The sequence below is a fragment of the Nocardia barduliensis genome, assembly GCF_013315795.1.
In the GTDB taxonomy this organism is placed as follows: Bacteria; Actinomycetota; Actinomycetes; order Mycobacteriales; family Mycobacteriaceae; genus Nocardia; species Nocardia barduliensis.
Window position 1 is genome coordinate 1 of the sequence record NZ_JABLTE010000240.1, and the last position, 2,284, is coordinate 2,284.

Consider the following 2,284-nt stretch of genomic DNA (forward strand, 5'->3'; position numbering starts at 1 on the left):
ACCCCCACCGACCTGACCACCCACTTCACAACCTGGATAGACCAAGCCCTCGACCGCCTGGAAGCCACCCGCCCGGAAAGCTGGTAGCCCGTGTCGAACTCGTCCCGCAGCCACTTGCTGATGAGTCGGGTGCGACTGTAGTGTCGGAAACCCAACGGGGAGTTGTTTGGCCTGCATAAATCCATCGACGGCTACAGAGAGGGGAGTTGGTCGTAATGTGGATCGCATCGTTAATATTCGCTGGATACCGACTTTCCGATCATAAGGGGCTGTCGCGTTCGAAAGAGGACAAGTGACGGCGCATACCCCACCACCGTGGGACGATCAAAATTATTGGGATAGTGAGCCCGACGACGATAGAGGTCCGAATGATTCGGAAGTTACAGATCGAGGCGACTTTGCGTCCGGCACGAACCGCGATACATTCACGCTACCTCAGAAATCCTCTCTGATATCAGTGAAGGTTGATTGTCGACATCGCCGAAATCGTCGGGGCACTGGAAGCCGCTGGTGTCGTCGGGCAGCTCGCCGGCCAAGCATTCACCACGATGGCGGATATTTTCACGGCAGCAGTCGGCAACCTGCAAGAGCAGGGAATCGCGGCAAACGAACTTAAGAATCTCAGGAACAACCCTCGCGGACTGCCGAACAATGCGTGGCCGTCCTCTGTTTCCAACACATTCGAGGACCCGAAGCTGTGGGAGCTGGCAGTCAAATGATACGGCGAGAAGGCGATTAGTGGAGCACATCGGTATGCGACGACCAGCCCGACGTAGGCTCGTACCCAGGGGATCAAGCGGTTCTCGAAGTAACTCGACCGGGCGGTGCCTACGAGGCGTTGCGGCTTTCTCGACGCTAGCAGTGGCTTCAGCACTGGTCGGGTGTGGGTCCACGCCCGACACCGACATCGGTCCTGCCACGACCAGTCCGGCAGCATCGGTGACGACTCCTGCGAAGATATCCAGTTGCTTGCCGATGCAGAAGATCGAGGAACCCGACCTGGCAAAGTTTGCCGCCGATCTCCGTCTTCCGCCCGAGGTCAACCTGTTCGACGTGAACTACGGGATTGCTCCCGACGACCGCGGTAAGAACATCGTCTTCGTTCACCTCTGCGTGCCTGCGTCGACAAATCCCGACGGTCTCAGACCGGCGGGATCTGCCGTCGCCCGGGCTCTGAAACAGAGTGAACTGGGGGCGCGCACAGGCACCCTGTACATCGCAGACACCGGCGCTGCCAAAATCAAGTATCGGTCCTATCTGGTCGATCACGACTTCCAAGCGCATCCCTGGGACGGCACCCCCTCTCCGGAGGCTGAGCACGCGACATGGGAAATCTACGACGTGCCGTGATAGCGGACGACTGCGCCGGTCGCCGGTGGGCTCCATTCCAATTGTTCACTGCCGTAGAGATTCCGGCCACTTCTCTACTGGGATGATCCGGACTTCGAGCACTTCGCGAACTCCAAACTCCAGACTAGGTAGGCGGGTAGCCTGCTCATCGCGCGATCTTGCCGACAACTCGGTGCGACGGTAGCGTTGGGAATTCGACGGGGGTTGATCGATTCGCAAGTATCCGTCGACAATCGAGTTCGTGGCCGAACGGCTAGCAACTACGCGCCACCGCTGGGGACCGGCCGACCGGAAGCTGGAGCTGATGTGCGGTATCTAAGGTGGCCTCCCCCCTACGGACCGCCGGGCGTCCGCGATCCGCCGGGCCCGCAACCACACCCCACAGGCTGCTTCGAGCCGTAGCAACAAGGAGTTCGCGCAATGGGCCAACCGTTTCAGCCCGGACCGCCGCACAATCCGGCGCTGCCGCCAGGTTCGGTGTGGGGAGCGCCTCCCGGCCCGCACTTCGGGCAGCCGTTGACGGGCTATCCACCCGGACGCGGGCGCGGTGCGGCCGATGCGATAGCCGCGGCCGGGTTGGTGCTGACGGCGATCCTGTATGTCGTGCGCCGGATCTGGTCCTACTTTCAGTTCGACAAGTTCTTCTGGAGCGACGTCGTTCTGGTGGTCAACGTCCTGTTCACCCTGGTCGCCGCGGTTCTGCTGCTCACCGTCAGCAAGTCGGCGACCGCACGGACCGCCGGTGGGATCGCGGCCGGGATGATGTTCGTCCCTAATGCCGCGTATGTCTTCGGCGCTTTCGATCGCAGTTTCCGGGCCGGCCACAGCGCGTGGGAAGACGGTGGCTGGCTGTCGATCCCGGCGACGCTGCTCACGCTCGCGGCAATCGGCACACTGCTCGCGGCGTCCAGCGTGGGACCACAGCACCTCGCAC

At 61.6% G+C, this 2,284-nt stretch carries 2 protein-coding genes and 1 pseudogene; all 3 read left to right on the top strand.

What is annotated here, in order from left to right:
• Positions 1-464: 464 nt before the first annotated feature.
• Positions 465-719 carry a hypothetical protein gene (locus tag HOV91_RS38895; RefSeq protein ID WP_174190159.1) on the top strand — a complete coding sequence of 85 codons (255 nt, stop codon included), beginning with the start codon at positions 465-467 and terminating at the stop codon, positions 717-719.
• A 256-nt stretch (positions 720-975) separates the two neighbouring features.
• A complete protein-coding gene (locus tag HOV91_RS38900; protein ID WP_174190160.1) occupies positions 976-1,350 on the top strand; it encodes a hypothetical protein in 375 nt (124 codons plus the stop codon).
• Between the two features lie 420 nt (positions 1,351-1,770).
• A pseudogene (locus HOV91_RS38905) lies at positions 1,771-2,284 on the top strand (hypothetical protein); the annotation flags it as partial.

Coding starts and splice junctions, on each gene's coding strand:
- HOV91_RS38900 (WP_174190160.1), top strand. CDS start 976: ATGCAGAAGATCGAGGAACCCGACCTGGCAAAGTTTGCCGCCGATCTC.